A 16,612-nucleotide genomic window follows, 5' to 3' on the forward strand; every position below is an offset into this window, starting at 1 on the left:
AGGAACCACCATGCTTACCAGACGCAAGCTTCTGAAAACCGGCGCGGCCACCGGCCTTGCCCTCGCCACGCCCGGCCTCTTTGCCCCCGCCATCGCGCAAGGGGCGAAGATCCGCATCGGCTATGTCAGCCCGCAATCGGGGCCTCTGGCCGGGTTCGCGGAAAGCGACGCCTACAACATCCAGGCCTTTCTGGCCACGGAAGCGGGCCGGAACTTCGAGGTCATCGTCAAGGACAGCCAGTCCGACCCCAACCGCGCCGCCGCGGTGGCGAAGGAGCTGATCGTCAACGACGAGGTGAACCTGATGGTCGTCGCCTCCACCCCCGAGACGACGAACCCCGTCGCCACCACCTGCGAGGCGGAAGGGATGCCCGTCATCTCGACCAAGGCGCCGTGGCAGCCCTGGTTCATCGGCCAGCAGGGCAACCCGGGCGATCCGGCAAGCTGGAAGCCGTTCAACTACGCCTTCCACTATTTCTGGGGGCTGGAGGACGTGATCGCCGGCTTCCTGAACATGTGGAACCAGATCGGGACGAACAAGGCCGTGGGCGGCCTTTTCCCCAACGACGGCGACGGCAATGCCTGGGGCGATCCGAACGTGGGCGTGGGCCCCGGCTTTGCCGCGCAGGGCTATGCGCTGACCGATCCCGGCCGCTATCAGAACCTGACCGACGATTTCTCGGCCCAGATCAACGCCTTCAAGGCGGCCAGCTGCGACATCGTCACCGGTGTCGTCATCCCGCCCGATTTCACCACCTTCCGCAATCAGGCTTTGCAGCAGGGCTATAACCCGAAGATCATCACGGTGGCCAAGGCCATCCTCTTCCCGCAGTCGGTCGAGGCCCTGGGTGCGGCCGGGCACAACCTGTCCTCCGAGGTCTGGTGGAGTGCGACGCACCCGTTCATATCCTCGCTGACCGGGCAGTCGGCGGCGGAACTGGCCGCCGATTTCACCGAGAAATCGGGCCGTCCCTGGACCCAGCCGATCGGCTTTGTCCATTCGCTGTTCGAGGTGGCCTCCGACGTGATGGGCCGGGTGTCGGACGTGACCGATGCCGATGCGGTGGCCGCCGCCATCTCCGCGACCGACCTGGACACGATGGTCGGCAAGATCGCCTGGAAGGGCGAGGGCGTCCCGCCGTTCGCCGCGACCAACGTCACCAAGACGCCGCTCGTCGGCGGTCAGTGGCGCCGGAAGGAGGACGGGACCTTCGACCAAGTGATCGTGGACAACCAGACCGCCCCGGCGATCCCCACGGGCGGCCAGATGGAGGCGCTGGCCTGAGCCGGATCACCTCGCGAACACGCGCCCCGGGCCTGACCCGGGGCCTCATTCAGGACCCGTGATGACCGTTCTTGAACTTGCCAATGTCTCGAAAACCTTCGGCGCCCTCAAGGTGACCGACGACGTGACCTTTTCGGTGCCGAAGGGTCAGGCGCTGGGCATCATCGGTCCGAATGGCGCGGGGAAATCGACGCTGTTCAACCTCATCACCGGCAATATCCTGCCCGATGCCGGGACCGTCACGCTTTTGGGCCGCGACGTGACGCGCAGCCCCGCGATGGAGCGGGTGCGCATGGGTGTCGGGCGCAGCTTCCAGATCCCCCAGCCCTTCGAGGGCCTGACGGTCTTCGAAAACCTGCTGACCGCCGCCGCCTATGGCCAGAGAAAGCGCGAGGCCGAGGTGCAGGACGCCTGCATCGCCATATTGCAGGACACCGGCCTGCTGGCGAAAGCCAATGTGCTGGCGGGGGCCCTGTCGCTGCTCGATCGCAAGCGGCTGGAACTCGCACGCGCGATGGCGACGGGGCCGGAGCTGCTGCTTCTTGACGAAATCGCCGGTGGCCTGACCGAGGCCGAATGCCGGACGCTGGTGGCGACCATCCGTGGACTTCACGCGCAAGGCATCACGATCATCTGGATCGAACATGTCCTGCATGCCCTCACCTCGGTCGTCGAACGCCTTCTGGTGCTGGATTTCGGCCGCGTCATCGGCATGGGCGAGCCTGAGGTCATCATGGCGTCGAAGGACGTGCGCGAGATCTACCTTGGGATGGAGGTCTGATTGGCGCTTCTGTCCACCCATGCCCTGACGGCGCAATACGGCCAGTTCAAGGCGCTGTTCGGTGTCGATCTGCACATCGACCCCGGCGAATGCGTCGCGATCATCGGCGCCAACGGGGCGGGCAAGACCACGCTGATGCGCGCGATCACCGGGGTCCTGAAGAACGCGCCCGAGATGATCCGTCTGGGCGGCGAGCCCATCGGCGCGCTGCCGCCCGACCGGATCCTGCAACGGGGCATCGCCATGGTGCCCGAGGGGCGGAAGCTGTTCCCTTCGCTTACGGTCGAGGAAAACCTCCTGATCGGCGGTCAGGTGCGCCGCGGATCGGGCCGCTGGTCGCTGGACGACATCTACCGCCTCTTCCCGATCCTGAAGGACCGCCGCCATTCACCCGGCACCGCGCTGTCGGGCGGACAGCAGCAGATGGTCGCGATCGGCCGGGCGCTGATGTCGAACCCGGAGCTCCTCCTCTGCGACGAGATCAGCCTGGGCCTTGCCCCCGTGGTGATCCGCGACATCTACGCGGCCCTCCCCGCCATCCGGGCCACAGGTGCCGCCGTGATCCTTGTCGAACAGGACATCACCCGCGCACTGTCCGTCGCCGACCGCGTCTATTGCATGATGGAAGGCCGCGTGACCCTGACCGCCCCCGCCGGGCAGGTCACGCGCGAAGCCATCCACGCCGCCTATTTCGGAGCCGCCGCATGACCCGTCTTTCCCTTCGCCAGATATCCCCGCCGGAGGCACGCCCGGGCTGGTTGGCGCCTGCGCCAGAGACGAGACGGAAGGCGCGCGCGCAAGCGCCCGATCTGGAAACCGCCCCAAGCCGCGAGGTGGCCGATGATCTGGCTTGACGTCCTGGTCCAGGGCATCCTTCTCGGCGGGCTTTATGCGCTTTTCGCGGCAGGCCTGAGCCTGGTCTTCGGCATCATGCGGCTGGTCAACCTTGCCCATGGCGACCTGATCGTCTTGGCGGCCTTCGTGATCCTTCTGATCGTCGCCACGACCGGGCTCGATCCCTTCCTCGCCGCGCTGATCGCCGCCGGCTGGCTTCTGCAACGCCTGGTCCTGAACCGGGTGCTCGGCCGCGACATCCTGCCGCCGCTTCTGGTCACCTTCGGCCTTTCCGTCGCGCTTCAGAACGGGATGCTCGAAGCCTTTTCCGCCGACAGCCGGCGCCTGCGCGTGGGCGCGCTGGAAAGCGCCTCGATCGGCTTCGGCCCGGTGACAGTGGGGACGCTGCCGCTGCTGACCTTCGCCTCTGCGGTTGTCGCCATCTTCGTGCTGAACCGGATCTTCTACACCACCGCACTTGGCCGGGCCTTCCGCGCCGTGTCGGACGACCCCACGACGGCCAGCCTGATGGGGCTGAACCCTCGGTCGGTCTTCGCCATCGCCACCGGCCTGGCCATGGTGATCGTCACCCTCGCCGCGCTTTACCTGGGGATGCGGTCGAACTTCGACCCCTCCATCGGCCCCGCGCGTCTGCTTTATGCCTTTCAGGCCGTCATCATCGGCGGCCTCGGCAGCCTCTGGGGCACACTGGCGGGGGGTGCGATCATCGGCGTTGCCCAGACCCTGGGCGCGCAGATCAACCCGGAATGGCAGATCCTCGCCGGCCACATCGCCTTTCTGGTCGTGCTGCTGATCCGGCCGCGCGGGCTGTTTCCCAGGGCGGTGGACTGAGATGCGCCACAGCGTGACCACCCGCACCCGCACCTCGACCGTTGCCGGCATTGCCGCCCTGGCGCTGGTGATCCTTGGCCTGTTCCTGCCCGCCTTCGCCACGCGCAGCCTGATCCAGGACCTGTTCTTCATCCTGACCATGCTGACCCTGGCGCAGCTTTGGAACCTGATCGCAGGCTACGGCGGCATGGTCAGCGTCGGTCAGCAGGCCTTTGTCGGGATCGGCGCCTATGCGATGTTCGCCGGCGTCATCCTCTGGGGTTGGGACCCGGTGCCGGCGATCCTGCTGGGCGGGGCGGCCGCCGTGCTGCTTGCCATCCCCATGGCCTTCTTCGCCTTCCGCCTGCAAGGCGCCTATTTCGCCATCGGTACCTGGGTCATTGCCGAGGTCACCCGCCTGTCGGTGGCACAGTGGAAGACGCTGGGCGGCGGCACCGGCACCAGCCTGCCGCGCGAGGCCACGGCGAACATCATGGGCGTGAAGGCGATCGCCGAGCTTTTCGGCGTCCGCGACGCCGCCGCGCGTGATATTCTTGCCTACCGGCTTGCGCTGGCGCTTGCCGTCGGCACCATGGCCGCGATCTACGCGCTTCTGCGCGCGCGCACCGGCCTTGCCCTGGCCGCGGTCCGCGACAACGACAATGCCGCCCGCTCGGTGGGCGTGGATGCGCGGCGCATCAGGTGGCTGGTGTTTCTGTCCGCCGCTGCGATGACCGGCCTGGTCGGAGCGCTGATCTACGTCCAGACCGCCCGCGTCAGCCCGGATGCCGCCTTCAGCGTCACCAGCTGGACGGCATATGTCATCTTCATCGCCGTGATCGGCGGGATGGGCCGGCTGGAGGGTCCGATTGTCGGCGTGCTGGTCTTCTGGGCTCTGCAAACCGCCTTCGCCGACTACGGCAGCTGGTATCTGCTTGCGCTGGGCATTCTGGCCATCCTCACCATGCTTTTCGCCCCGCGCGGGGTGTGGGGTTTGATCCACGACCGCACGGGCCTTGCCCTGTTTCCGGTCCAACGCCGACTTGTGACCGACGTGAGCCTGACCTGACGGGAGAAGCCAGTGACCGACCAGACCCGCCGCGATCCGATCGTCGCCACCGCAGCCGCCGCCGATTTCTTCCGGAAATCGGTCCGGAGCCTGAACAGGCTCCGCTGCGGGGTTTTCGAGATCCCCGCCTGCTTCCGGGATCGGGCTTCGGCCATTCCGCGACTGATGTCATTGCCTGACACGACCAGAGGAGGACCCAAATGACCGCCGATATCACCACCGACGTCCTTGTCATCGGTACCGGCCCGGCCGGATCGGCGACGGCGGCCCTTCTCGCCTCTTACGGGGTAGAGGTGCTGGTCGTGAACCGCTACCGCTGGCTGGCCAAAACGCCGCGCGCCCATATCACCAACCAGCGCACGATGGAGGTGCTGCGCGACCTGGGGCCCGAGGTCGAGGCCGAGGCGATGCTGCATGCAGCACCCCAGCACCTGATGGGCAACAACGTCTTCTGCGTCTCGCTGGCCGGTGAGGAACTGCGCCGGATGCAGTCCTGGGGCACCAGCCCGGAGTCGAAGGCCCGCCACCTGCGCGCAAGCCCCTGCGAGATGAACGATCTGCCGCAGACCTTCATGGAGCCGATCCTGTTCAAGACCGCCTGTTCGCGCGGGGCGCAAAGCCGGATGAGCACCGAATACCTCTCCCATGTGCAGGACGCGGACGGCGTCACCACCACCTGCCGCGACCGGCTGACGGGCAAGGACTTCACCGTGCGTTCGACGTATCTCGTGGGCGCGGATGGCGGGAACAGCCTGGTGGCCGAACACGCAGGGCTCCCGTTCGAGGGCAGGATGGGTGTCGGCGGGTCGATGAACATCCTCTTCCGGGCCGATCTCTCGCGCTATGTCGCGCACCGTCCTTCAGTCCTTAACTGGGTCATGCAGCCCGGCGCGGATGTCGGCGGCATCGGAATGGGCCTGGTGCGCATGGTCCGGCCCTGGAACGAATGGCTGATCGTCTGGGGCTATGACATCACCCAGCCCGCCCCGGTGGTGGACGCGGCGATGGCCACCCAGGTCGCGCGGCAACTGGTGGGAGTGCCGGATCTGGAGATCGACCTGATTTCGGCCAACACCTGGACGGTGAACAACTGCTACGCCACCCATATGCAAGCCGGGCGCGTCTTCATAATGGGCGACGCGGCGCACCGGCATCCGCCGTCGAACGGGCTGGGGTCCAACACGTCCATTCGGGACGGGTTCAACCTCGCCTGGAAACTGGCCGCCGTGGTCAAGGGCCAGGCGACGCCGAAGCTCCTGGACAGCTACTCGGCCGAACGCGCCCCGGTGGCGAAGCAGATCGTCACCCGCGCCAACCAGTCCATCGCCGAGTTCGGCCCGATCTTCGAGGCGCTGGGGATGGACGGTGGCGTCGATCACCAGCGGATCGAGCGCAGCATGGCCGCGCGCTGCGATGCGACCGAGGCCGGGGAGAAACAGCGCGAGGCGCTGCGCCGCGCCATCGACTTCAAGGTCTACGAATTCGACTGCCACGGGGTCGAGATGAACCAGCGTTACAACTCGGGCGCTGTGGTCGGCGACGGCACCACCGCGCCGGTGGGCGAGAACATGGAGCTTTACTACCACCCCACCACCTGCCCGGGCGCGCGGCTGCCGCATGCCTGGGTCTATGACCGGGCCGGGGGGAAGCATTCGACGCTGGACCTCTGCGGCAAGGGTCGGTTCACGATCCTGACGGGGATCGGCGGCGGGGCTTGGGTCAAGGCTGCCGAAGCCGTGTCAAGGGCGCTTGGACTGCCGATCCGCGCCGTCACCATCGGGCCGCGTGCGGATTACGAGGATCACGTCGGCGACTGGCACAAGGTCCGCGACATCCGCGACAGCGGCTGCATCCTCGTCCGTCCCGACCACCATGTCGCCTGGCGCAGCCAGAGCGTTTCCGCAGACCCGGAGGGCGATCTTTCCCGCGTCCTTCGCCAGATCCTGGGGCACTGACATGAGCGAACAAGGGTTCTTCACCGAAGCCACCTCGGCCGAGGTCGTCATCAGCCGCAACGCCAAGGCCAGGGACGCGCGCCTGGCCGAAGTGATGGCAATCCTGACCCGCCACCTTCATGCCGCCGTGAAGGAGATCGAGCCGACCGAGGCCGAATGGTTCGAGGCGATCCGGTTCCTCACCGCCACCGGCCAGATGTGCACCGACTGGCGGCAGGAGTTCATCCTGCTGTCGGACGTGCTTGGCGTCTCGATGCTGGTCGATGCGATCAACAACCGCAAACCATCGGGCGCGTCAGAGAGCACTGTCCTTGGCCCCTTCCACATCGCCGATGCGCCGGAATTGCCGATGGGATCGGACATCTGCCTGGACCGGAAGGGCGAACCGATGCTGGTGCGCGGCGCGATCCGGTCCACCGACGGGACGCCGCTGGCGAACGCGAAGATCGACGTCTGGCAGGCCAACGACGAAGGCTTCTACGACGTGCAGCAGAAGGGCATCCAGCCCGACTTCAACCTGCGCGGCGTGTTCCGCACGGGGGCGGACGGCGCCTACTGGTTCAAGGGCGTGAAGCCAAGGTTCTACCCGATCCCGGACGACGGGCCGGTGGGCAGGCTTCTGGCCGCACTTGGCCGCCACCCCTACCGCCCGGCGCATCTGCACTACATCATCGAAGCCGAGGGCCATGCGCGCCTGATCACCCATATCTTCGACCCAGATGACCCCTACATCCGGTCGGATGCCGTGTTCGGCGTGAAGGAAAGCCTGCTGGCGAAGTTCGACCGGATCAGCGACCCGGAGAAGATCGCGGAAGCGGGCTTCGACAGGCCCTTCTTCTTGGTGGAACACGATTTCATCCTGGCCCCCGGGTGATCCGCGCATGAAGCCCTGTATCATCTGCGTCGCCATCACCGGATCGCTGCCAAGGAAGGCCGACAATCCCGCCGTGCCGATCACGGTGGCCGAACAGGTGGAATCGACACATGAGGCGTATGAGGCCGGAGCGAGCATCCTCCACGCCCATGTGCGCAACGATGACGAAACCCCGTCTTCCGACCCCGAGAAGTTCGCCCGCCTCAAGGAAGGGGTGGAGAAGCACTGCCCCGGCATGATCATCCAGTTCTCGACCGGGGGGCGGTCGGGCGCCGGCAGGACGCGCGGGGGGATGTTGCCCTTGCGACCCGACATGGCCAGCCTCTCGGTGGGCTCGAACAACTTCCCCACCCGCGTCTACGAGAACCCGCCCGATCTGGTGGACTGGCTGGCGGCCGAGATGCTGACCTACGGCATCAAGCCCGAGATCGAATGTTTCGACCTGTCCCACATCCACCAGGCCGCGACGATGCAGCGCGACGGGCGGCTGAAGGCACCGGCCTATGTCCAGTTCGTGATGGGCGTGAAGAACGCGATGCCTGCCGACCGCGATGTATTCGACTACTACATCCGCACGGTCGAGCGGTTGCTTCCGGGGTCGGAATGGTGTGCGGCGGGGATCGGCCCGCACCAGCTGACGCTGAACGAATGGTGCGTGGCCGCAGGCGGTCACGCGCGCACGGGGCTGGAGGACAACATCCGCCTCGACCGCACGACGCTTGCGCCCTCGAACGCGGCGCTGGTGCGCCGGGTGGTCGATCTCTGCGCCCGTCACGAACGGTCCGTCGCAACCCCGTCCGAGGCGCGGAGGCTTCTGGGGCTGGCACCCGCCGCCCTTGGCTGAGCTGTCTTCTGGCGGGATCGCGCTGTCCGCGCGGCGCGGCGGATGGCGCCGGCCCGTGCTGCCGGTTCCGGCCGGGCAGCGTCCTATCGACATCCGCGGTCGGCCCCCCTAGGCTCGCGCCATGAGCCCCGTGACCTTGCAGCCGGTCGATCCAGGGTCAGAGCGCACGCCGCGTGTGGTCTGCCTTGGCGAATGCATGGTGGAATTCTTCCGCCGCGAGGACGGCTTCTGGTCGCAAGGTTTTGCCGGGGACAGTTTCAACGTCGCCTGGGCGCTGCGCGCGCTTTTGCCACCCTCTGCCGAGGTCGCCTACCTGACCCGCGTCGGCACCGATGCGCTGTCCGAGGACATGCTGTCGATGTTCCGCGCGGCCGGGATCGAGACGCGCCACGTCGCGCGCGATCCCGAACGCAGCGTCGGGCTTTACACGATCCGCACCGACGCCCGGGGCGAACGCAGCTTCACCTACTGGCGATCCGAGAGCGCGGCGCGGGGACTTGCGCGGGACGGGGCCGCGCTTGCGGCGGCCTTTGACGGGGCGGATCTGGTCTATCTGTCGGGCATCTCGCTGGCGATCCTGCCGCCCGAGGACCGCGACCGGCTGATCGGCCGGCTTTGCCAGCGCGGCCAGCGCCGGTTCCGGGTCGCCTTCGATCCGAACATCCGGCCGCGGCTCTGGCCCGACCTGCGCAGCGCCACCGCCGCCATCACGGCCCTGGCCGGGATCGCCGACATCCTGCTGCCCACCCACGACGACGAAGCCCTGGCCTTCGGCGATCCGGATGCGGCCGCAACCCTGAGGCGCTATGCCAGGCTGGGTGTGCCCGAGATCGTGGTCAAGGACGGCATCCGCCCGACGCTGTACCAGACAGGCGAGGTGACCGGGGCCCGGCCGGTCGCGCCTGTTGCGCGGGCCCTCGATACCACGGGGGCCGGGGACAGCTTCAACGGCGCCTATCTTGCCGCGCGGCTGACCGGGGCAGGGCAGGCCGCTGCCGTGGCCGCGGGGCAGGGCGTCTCGGCTGAGGTGGTGATGCACCGGGGCGCGCTCATGCCGGCGGCGCAGCTTCGGGCGGTTGCAACCGGAGCCTGACCAACTTATGGCGGTGTTGACCTTCTTCGGCGTCATCACCTCGACCTTCGTCGCGGCACAGGAAGAGATGCTGTCCCAGGTCATCATCCTTGCGGCCTTCATCGCCCCCATCGTGGACATGGGCGGCAATACCGGTAGCCAGTCGGCGACGCTGGTGATCCGCAGCATGGCGCTGGGTGAGGTGGGTCTGAAGGCGCGCGACATCTGGTTCGTGATCCGGCGCGAGCTCCCGGTGGCGTTGTCGCTGGGCGTGGTGATCGCCGTGATGGAGGCGGTGCTGGCCTGGTTCTCCAAAGGCGTGGGCGGCGATATCCTTCTGGTGGTGGGCCTTGCGATGGCGGCCTGTACGGTGCTGGGCGCGCTGATCGGGGCGCTGCTGCCGTTCGCCGCGCGGCGGATCGGCACCGATCCGGCCACGCTCTCCTCGCCTCTGATCACCTCGATCATGGATCTTCTGGGTGTGTTCATCTACTTCGGGCTGGCCTATGCCTTCCTGGGCCATCTGCTGGTGGACTGAACCGGCGGCGGCACGCCTTGCGCCCTGCTGCCACAGGCCCCGCGCCCGGCCGACCGGACAGGCGCGGGGCCTGTCATACTGTCGTCATCCCCTGTCAACAGCCTTGCCCGGAATGTGGAGACCGTCATGCCCATCACCCCCGAGACCGCCATCCTGAACCTCGGCACGGCCCTCGCGCTTGGTGCCGCCGTGGGGTTCGAGCGACAGTGGCGCCAGCGCCTCGCGGGTCTGCGCACCAATACGCTGGTCGCGCTCGGCGCGGCCAGCTTCACCGTCTTTGCCGCCAGCTTTCCGGGCGAGGTCAGCCCGACGCGCGTCGCGGCGCAGGTGGTGTCTGGCATCGGCTTTCTGGGCGCGGGCATCATCTTCCGTGAAGGCTTCAACGTAAGGGGTCTTAACACCGCCGCAACGCTGTGGTGTGCAGCGGCGATCGGACTGCTGTCCGGGGCGGGCCAGTATCTGCTGGCCGCGGTGGTCACCGGCATGGTGATCTTCGTCAACCTGGCGCTGCGGCCCCTGTCGCGGCTTCTGGACCGCCAGCCGTTGCAGACCACCGAGCTCGCGCGCAGCTATACCGTCGAGATCGTCTGCCGCAGCAGCGAGGAGGCGCATGTGCGCGCGCTGATGCTACAGGGCTTTGCCACCTCTGGCCTGCATCTGACCGCGCTCGACAGCGCCAACATCGAGGACAGCGATCGGGTGGAGGTGACGGCGCGCGTCCAGGGCGAAGCCGTGAAGCCCGAAGCGCTGGAACAGATCGTCGGTCGGCTCAGCCTGGAACCTGCCGTCACCGCGGCGCGCTGGCAGATGCAGGCCGAAGTGGCGTGACGGACTTAAAACGCAAGCCGGTCTCGAGGTCCGGTCGCCGGGACGCGAGGGCCCTCAGCCCGGCAGGACCTCGGCCAGGAGAGGGTTGGGAAAGCGCCGGGCACGGGTGATGGCGAGGAAGGCCTCGCCGATGCCGGGCAGGCGGGCGGCCTCGACCAGCAGGCCCGCGGCCAGTTCGTCCTGCACGACGATGGGCGGGATGACGGCCAGCCCGGCATCGGCCCGCGCCAGAAGGCGGATCATCGCCATGTCGTCCACCTCGGCCGCGATGGCGGGACTCACGTCCAGCCGGGCGGCCAGCGCATCGAAGCCCGCCCGCAGCGCGCTGCCCCGCGCGGGCAGGATCAGCGGCTGGCCCGAGAGCAGATCGCGCAGGGGCAGGGGGCCGGGGCCAAGCCGCGCGGGTGTGCCGATCAGCCCCACGGGCTGTTCGTCCAGCCGATGCACCAGCCAGGGGCTGGCCGCGTCGCTGGCCGGGGCAAGGTTGGTCAGCACCACATCCAGCGCCAGCGCCTCGAGCCCGCGCAGAAGCTCGTCCTGCGACCCGGCCCGCAGCACCACCTCGACGTCCGCCCGCCCGATCAGCGGATGCAGAAACTGCATCTGGAAGTTGCGCGACAGCGTGGCCAGCGCGCCCACCCGCAGCGCCCGCCGCGCCCGGCCGGTTTCGCGCAAGGTGGCGGTCAGATCCTCGGCGGTGCGGAAGATCGCCTCGGCATGGTCGAGCGCGATGCGCCCGGCTTCGGTCAGCACAAGGCCCCGTCCGCGGCGTTCGAACAGGTCCTGGCCCAGCGCCGCCTCCAGCGTGCGCAGCTGAGTGGACAGCGCCGACTGCGACAGGTTCAGCGCGCGCGCCGCCCCCGTCAGCGTGCCGTCGCGGGCCACGGCCCGGAACAGGCGCAGGTGGTGCAGGTTGAGTTGGCTCATGCTTCCATAATAGCGAACGCTAGCGTGCAATATATGTAATTTTCTGGATGAAAGGCAACTGCTAGATCGACCGGGACCACCCCGAACCCCGGAGGCCGACATGACCGACCTTGCGCTCTCAGCCCTTGCCCCTCTGCCGCTCATGGCAGCATCCCTTCCATTCCTTGCCCGTCCGGGTCGCCGCCCCGGAGCGCTGCCGCGCCTGGCCGAGGGGGCGACTCTGGCTGCCCTTGCGCTGGCGGCGGGCGGCCTTGGGCAGCTTCTGATGACGGGGCCGCAGGTGCTGCGCCTCGGCGGGACGGCGCTGATGCGCCTCGATGCCGTCAGCGTGACGATGGCGGCTCTGGTGGCCTTCGTGGGCTGGGTGGTCGTGCGCTATGCCCGCCGCTATCTGGACGGCGAAGCGCGCGAGGGCGCGTTCCACGCGCTGACGCTTGCGGCGGTGGCCGCGGTGCTGGTGCTGGTGCAGGCGGCAAGCCTGCCGGTGATGATCGCGGCCTTCGTGGCGACCGGGCTGATCCTGCGGCAGCTTTTGCTGTTCTACCCCGAACGGGCCGAGGCGCGGCGGGCGGCGGCCAAGTTCATCCGCGTCTGGGGCGCGGGCGATCTGGCGCTGGTCGCGGCGGCGGTGCTGTTCTGGCAGGGGCTGGGCACGGTGGACCTTGGGGCCCTGAACGCAGCCGCGACCCTGCCTCTGTCCGCTCAGGTCGGCATCGCCCTGGTCGTGCTGGCGGCGGCGCTGAAATGCGCCTCTTTCCCGGTGCATGGCTGGCTGACCGAGGTGATGGAGGCGCCGACCCCCGTCTCGGCGCTGCTCCATGCCGGGATCATCAATTCGGGCGGTGTCCTGCTGATCTCGCTGGCGGGTCTGGTGCAGACGAGCCCCGGGGCCATGGCGGCGCTGGTGATGATCGGCGGCTTCACGGCGCTGTTCGGAGCGCTGGTGATGCTGACGCAAAGCGCGGTCAAGACGGCGCTGGCCTGGTCCACGGTGGCGCAGATGGGCTTCATGCTGCTGCAATGCGGGCTGGGCCTCTGGGCGCTGGCGCTTTTGCACATCGTGGCCCATTCGCTTTACAAGGCCCATGCCTTCCTGTCCTCGGGCGGGGCGGTGCAGGCGGTGAACGCGATCCGCAAGCCGGGGCCGGTGGCCGTGCCGGGCCTGGGCGCGGTGCTGCGGTCCTTCGGGCTGGCGCTGGTGCTTTACGGCGCGGTGGCGGCGGGCTTCACGGCGCTGGTGGGCGAGAAGTCGCCGCAGGCGCTGGCGCTGGGGGCGATCCTGATCTTCGGCGTCTCCTACCTGATCGCGCAGGGTCTGGCCGATGCCGCCCCCGGCGCGCTGACGCGGCGGACGCTGACGGCCTCGCTGGCCGCGGCGCTGGCCTATTTCGGCTTTCAGGTGGTGGCGCAGGTGGTCTGGGGCCCCTCGCTGCCCGCCGCCCCGGTGCCCGGCGCGCTGGAATGGGCGCTGATCGTGCTGGCGCTTCTGTCCTTCGGTCTTGCAGCCTTTGCCCAGGCGCTGTTCCCGCTCTGGGCGCATCACCCCGCCACCGCCGGCCTGAGGGTGCATCTGGCCAACGGCCTTTACCTCAACGCGCTGCTCGACCGGGTGATCGGCGGCTTCCGCAGCCCCTCCCGGTCCTGACCCGCAACGCCCTGACATGGAGACGATGATGTTCCTCAAGCACGCACAGATCGCGCCCACCATGGTGTCCAAACTCCTCGCCGCCGCCGAGGCCGCCGCCCGCGCCATCCCGCCTGCCTTCCCGCTGGACGCGACGGTGGCCGTCAATCCCTTCCTCGGCCAGACGGGCGAGGATCTGGCCATGGCCTCGGCCCGGCTGTCCCGCGTGGCGGGAGCGGCGCTGACCGCGCCCCGGGCCGAGCTGGTGGCCAGGGTCAAGGCTGGCACGATCACCGACGATGACCTTGCCGCCGCACTGATCGCCGCGTCCTCGCCGCTCAAGCCCCGCGACCTGGCCGAATTCAAGGCCCGGATGCACGCCCCCGCACCTACCCCGCAGGCGCTGCCGACGGTGGCCGACCTTGCCGCCCGCGCCACCGGCACCGACTGGCCCGCTGTCATCGCGCGCAGCTTCGGCCTCTGGGCGGCGGGGCATTTCGACCGCGGCCAGGCGCTGTGGACGCCCCGGCCGGGGCAGGGCGCCTTTGCCGCCTGGCGCGACTGGGCAAGCCACGACCTGACGCCCGAGATCGCGGGGCTCAAGGGGTTCTGCGCCCATGTGGCCGAGGCCCCGGACACGCCTGAACGCGCCATCCTGCGCGCGGCGGAGCGGCTGGGGATCGGGCCCGAGGCCGCCGAGACCGCCTTCCACCGGCTGCTGGTGGACCTCGGCGGCTGGGCGATGCATGCGCGCTGGATCCTGTGGCAGGCCGAACTGACGGGCGGCAGCGACACCACTCTGACCGACCTGCTGGCGATCCGGCTGGTCTGGGAAGAGGCGCTTCTGGCCCATGCCCCGGCGCTGGCGGGCGACTGGCAGGCGGTGGTGGCCGCCCATGCCGCGCCGCTGACCCCCACGCCCGATCAGGTGCTGGACGCCATCCTGCAAGAGGCCGCCGAGCGCGCGCATCAGCGCGGCCTCGACGCCCTCCTGACCGGCCCCGCCGAGGCGAAGGCGCGGCCCGTGCTGCAAGCCACCTTCTGCATCGACGTGCGGTCCGAGGTGTTCCGCCGCGCACTCGAGGCGCAGGACGCGCGGATCGAGACCATGGGCTTTGCCGGCTTCTTCGGCCTGCCGCTGGCCCACCGCGCCCCTGGCAGCGACACGGCCGAGGCGCATCTGCCGGCGCTGCTGAACCCCGCGCTGACCTCTGCGCCCGACCTCTCGCCCGCGGTCGAGGCCGATCTGCGCATCGCCGCCCGCGCGCGGCGTGCCTGGGGAAGGTTCCGGCAGGCGGCGGTGTCCTCCTTCGCCTTCGTCGAGGCGGCCGGTCCGCTTTACGGCGGCAAGCTCGTCAAGGATGCTCTGGGGTTCGGGGCCAAGGGCCTTGCCCCCGAACCCGCCCCGCGCATCGAGGGCGGCCTGACGGCGGCGCAGAAGGTCCAGACGGCGGCGGCGGTCCTGCGCGCGATGAGCATGACGGAAGGCCATGCCCGGTTGGTGCTGCTGATCGGCCACGGCGCGCAGGTGACGAACAACCCGCATGAAAGCGCCTATCACTGCGGCGCCTGCTGCGGGCAGACGGGCGAGGTCTCGTCGCGGCTTCTGGCCCTGCTGCTGAACGATGCCGAGACGCGCGCGGGCCTGCCGGCCGAGGGCATCGCCCTGCCGGCGGACACGCTGTTCGTCGCGGGCCTGCACGACACGGTGACGGACGAGATCACGCTCTACCCCGACACCGCCGCGCCCGACCATGCCGCCGATCTGGCGCAGGCGCGGGCCTGGCTTGCCGCCGCCGCGCGCATCGCCCGGGCCGAACGCGCGCCGCGCCTGCCGGGGGCGAGCCCTGCCGACCTCATCCGCCGCGCCGCCGACTGGGCCGAGGTGCGGCCCGAATGGGGTCTGGCAGGCTGCGCGGCTTTCATCGCTGCACCGCGCAGGGCGACGGCGGGGCGCGACCTGAAGGGTCGGGCCTTCCTGCACGACTACGGCTGGCAGAAGGATCAGGGCTTCGCCACGCTGGAACTCATCCTCACCGCGCCGGTGGTGGTGGCCTCGTGGATCAGCCTGCAATACTACGGCTCGACCGTGGCGCCGCAGGTCTTCGGCGGCGGCAACAAGCTGATCCACAACGTGGTGGGCGGCATCGGCGTGGTCGAGGGCAACGGCGGCGTGCTGCGCGCGGGCCTGCCGCTACAGACGATCCACGACGGCGAGCGCGCCGCGCACGATCCCCTGCGCCTGTCGGTGCTGGTCGAGGCCCCGGCCGAAGCGATCGCCGCGGTGCTGGAAAAGCACCCCTCGGTCCGGGCGCTGTTCGACAACGGCTGGCTGCATCTCTTCGTGCTCGAGGGTGGCCGGATCGCCGCCCGCTACCGCCCCGGCCTGACCTGGGAGGCCGCGGGTCCAGCCGCCCGCAAGGCCGCATGAGCCTGCCCGGTCGGGTGGCGCTCGGCACGATGCACGGCAAGGCGGCGGCGATCGCGCCGCCGCTGGCGCGCCTCGGCATCGCGGTCGTGGTGCCCGAGGGGCTCGATACCGACCGCTTCGGCACCTTCACCGGCGAGGTGCCGCGCGCGGGCGGCATGGTCGAGGCCGCCCGCGCCAAGGCGCTGTCCACCATGACCCAACAAGAGCCCGTTCATTCAACCGGGCATTTGGCTCGTGTTGAGGTGGCCGAGCAGGATGACCGGCGGAGAGCGTGCCTGACGGCAATAGCTGGCGCTGCGGTATCCGCGCGAAGATTCGGAGCGACCACTGGGGCAATACCATGACGAGGAGCGAGTTCGAGTTCTGTTCCTTCAGACGAATGCCACTGGCATCAAAGGGCTCAGCTGCATCGTCTGAAGAACCCATAGGTTGCAGATACCTGCAAGAAATTCACCAAAATGGCGCAGTCAACAGATCCAGAAAACTTCATCCCTGAGAGACCGCTTCCGGGCCTCTGGGCGCCGGGGCCAGTGCTCGGACACACCTGCATAACCTTGGAAAACAACGGAAAAATCCGGCCGCAGCCGGATCGGGAGAACGCTTTCGCGGGGGCAATTGGCGGAGGGAATGGGCCTGCCATCAAACCTTCTTTTGTGGATGCCGCTCGGTTTGCAAGGAATTTGTGATCGTCTGGACTTGTGATCGAGTGCGGTCTTTTG

At 68.8% G+C, this 16,612-nt stretch carries 16 protein-coding genes; 15 read left to right on the plus strand and 1 reads right to left on the minus strand.

Annotated elements, in window-relative coordinates:
• Positions 1-10: 10 nt before the first annotated feature.
• From G8O29_RS13530 to G8O29_RS13585, 12 genes are all read left to right on the plus strand, one after another.
• On the plus strand, positions 11-1,285 hold the full coding sequence (locus G8O29_RS13530; protein ID WP_166403759.1) for an ABC transporter substrate-binding protein: 1,275 nt from the start codon (positions 11-13) through the stop codon (positions 1,283-1,285).
• 61 nt (positions 1,286-1,346) lie between these two features.
• Positions 1,347-2,066, plus strand: a complete 720-nt coding sequence (locus G8O29_RS13535) for an ABC transporter ATP-binding protein (protein ID WP_166403760.1) — start codon at positions 1,347-1,349, stop codon at positions 2,064-2,066.
• The gene (locus G8O29_RS13540) at positions 2,067-2,774 is read left to right on the plus strand and encodes an ABC transporter ATP-binding protein (protein ID WP_166403761.1); all 708 of its coding nucleotides are present in this window, start codon (positions 2,067-2,069) and stop codon (positions 2,772-2,774) included.
• A 132-nt stretch (positions 2,775-2,906) separates the two neighbouring features.
• Positions 2,907-3,752: a branched-chain amino acid ABC transporter permease gene (locus G8O29_RS13545; RefSeq protein ID WP_166403762.1), complete on the plus strand. Its 846-nt coding sequence runs from the start codon at positions 2,907-2,909 to the stop codon at positions 3,750-3,752.
• A 13-nt stretch (positions 3,753-3,765) separates the two neighbouring features.
• Positions 3,766-4,800 (plus strand): branched-chain amino acid ABC transporter permease, encoded by a 1,035-nt coding sequence (locus tag G8O29_RS13550; RefSeq protein WP_367890180.1) that lies wholly within the window; start codon positions 3,766-3,768, stop codon positions 4,798-4,800.
• 12 nt (positions 4,801-4,812) lie between these two features.
• On the plus strand, positions 4,813-5,004 hold the full coding sequence (locus G8O29_RS13555; protein ID WP_166403764.1) for a hypothetical protein: 192 nt from the start codon (positions 4,813-4,815) through the stop codon (positions 5,002-5,004).
• Entirely contained in the window at positions 5,001-6,755 is a 1,755-nt protein-coding gene (locus G8O29_RS13560) for an FAD-dependent oxidoreductase (protein WP_166403765.1), read from the plus strand. The genes G8O29_RS13555 and G8O29_RS13560 overlap by 4 nt, the downstream gene beginning before the upstream one ends.
• A 1-nt stretch (position 6,756) precedes the next feature.
• Positions 6,757-7,629 carry an intradiol ring-cleavage dioxygenase gene (locus G8O29_RS13565; RefSeq protein WP_166403766.1) on the plus strand — a complete coding sequence of 291 codons (873 nt, stop codon included), beginning with the start codon at positions 6,757-6,759 and terminating at the stop codon, positions 7,627-7,629.
• 7 nt (positions 7,630-7,636) lie between these two features.
• Positions 7,637-8,473, plus strand: a complete 837-nt coding sequence (locus G8O29_RS13570; protein ID WP_166403767.1) for a 3-oxoadipate:acetyl-CoA acetyltransferase — start codon at positions 7,637-7,639, stop codon at positions 8,471-8,473.
• A gap of 121 nt (positions 8,474-8,594) precedes the next feature.
• Positions 8,595-9,566 carry a sugar kinase gene (locus G8O29_RS13575; protein WP_166403768.1) on the plus strand — a complete coding sequence of 324 codons (972 nt, stop codon included), beginning with the start codon at positions 8,595-8,597 and terminating at the stop codon, positions 9,564-9,566.
• A 7-nt stretch (positions 9,567-9,573) separates the two neighbouring features.
• A complete protein-coding gene (locus G8O29_RS13580) occupies positions 9,574-10,083 on the plus strand; it encodes a magnesium transporter (RefSeq protein WP_207623822.1) in 510 nt (169 codons plus the stop codon).
• A gap of 126 nt (positions 10,084-10,209) precedes the next feature.
• Positions 10,210-10,911, plus strand: a complete 702-nt coding sequence (locus G8O29_RS13585) for an MgtC/SapB family protein (RefSeq protein ID WP_166403769.1) — start codon at positions 10,210-10,212, stop codon at positions 10,909-10,911.
• A gap of 54 nt (positions 10,912-10,965) precedes the next feature.
• Here G8O29_RS13585 and G8O29_RS13590 read toward each other — a convergent pair whose 3' ends face one another.
• Positions 10,966-11,838: a LysR family transcriptional regulator gene (locus tag G8O29_RS13590; protein ID WP_166403770.1), complete on the minus strand. Its 873-nt coding sequence runs from the start codon at positions 11,836-11,838 to the stop codon at positions 10,966-10,968.
• 100 nt (positions 11,839-11,938) lie between these two features.
• Here G8O29_RS13590 and G8O29_RS13595 point away from each other — a divergent pair, with 100 nt between their 5' ends.
• The 3 genes from G8O29_RS13595 to G8O29_RS13605 are packed head-to-tail and all read left to right on the plus strand — an operon-like array spanning position 11,939 to position 16,237.
• A complete protein-coding gene (locus G8O29_RS13595) occupies positions 11,939-13,483 on the plus strand; it encodes a proton-conducting transporter transmembrane domain-containing protein (RefSeq protein ID WP_166403771.1) in 1,545 nt (514 codons plus the stop codon).
• A 28-nt stretch (positions 13,484-13,511) separates the two neighbouring features.
• Positions 13,512-15,893: a YbcC family protein gene (locus G8O29_RS13600; RefSeq protein WP_207623823.1), complete on the plus strand. Its 2,382-nt coding sequence runs from the start codon at positions 13,512-13,514 to the stop codon at positions 15,891-15,893.
• Entirely contained in the window at positions 15,890-16,237 is a 348-nt protein-coding gene (locus G8O29_RS13605; RefSeq protein ID WP_166403772.1) for a hypothetical protein, read from the plus strand. The genes G8O29_RS13600 and G8O29_RS13605 overlap by 4 nt, the downstream gene beginning before the upstream one ends.
• Positions 16,238-16,612: the final 375 nt, after the last annotated feature.

This window comes from Rhodobacter calidifons (assembly GCF_011174775.1).
In the GTDB taxonomy this organism is placed as follows: domain Bacteria; phylum Pseudomonadota; class Alphaproteobacteria; order Rhodobacterales; family Rhodobacteraceae; genus Tabrizicola; species Tabrizicola calidifons.